The organism is Paenibacillus sp. 1-18 (genome assembly GCF_000520755.1).
Lineage (GTDB): Bacteria > Bacillota > Bacilli > Paenibacillales > Paenibacillaceae > Paenibacillus > Paenibacillus brasilensis.
In genome coordinates, this window is sequence record NZ_ASSB01000403.1 from 1 (window position 1) to 619 (window position 619).

Sequence of the window (619 nt, forward strand, 5' to 3'; positions counted from 1 at the left end):
TGCAGCTTTCGACGGCAATGTGCTGGTGCTGAATGGGGAGCAGAACGTGTACCACGAGGATGGTTCCAACCTGGAGCCGTTGTCCGGTCCAAACGATCTGGCGTATGTCATTTATACGTCGGGTACGACCGGGCAGCCGAAGGGCGTTATGCTGGAGCATCGCGGGCTATGCAATCTCAAAACGTATTTTGATCAGGAGTTCCAGATCAGTACGTCAGATCATGCGTTGCTGTTCGCCAGCTATTCGTTTGATGCAGCTTGCTGGGAAATCTTCCAGGCGCTGTTCTGCGGAGCCACGTTGTACGTGCCAACGTCAGAGACGATCTTGGACTATGAGAGATTCGAGCGTTACATGACAGCACATCAAATTACGGTGGCGACGTTACCACCGACTTATGCGGTATACCTGGAGCCGGAACGGATGCCACACCTGCGTATTCTCGTCACTGCGGGTTCAGCCACTTCAACAGAGCTGATCTACAAGTGGAAGGATCAGGTAGCATACTACAATGCTTACGGTCCAACCGAAAACTCGGTAGCGACGTCAGCCTGGTCGGTATCCGAAGACGAAAGAGCAGGACAGCTGATTTCCATCGGACGCCCTATGCCGAATCACCGG

The 619-nt window shown here is 53.5% G+C and carries 1 protein-coding gene; it reads left to right on the plus strand.

What is annotated here, in order from left to right:
• On the plus strand, positions 1–619 hold a 619-nt coding region (locus L693_RS28595), incomplete at both ends, for an AMP-binding protein (protein WP_155983954.1).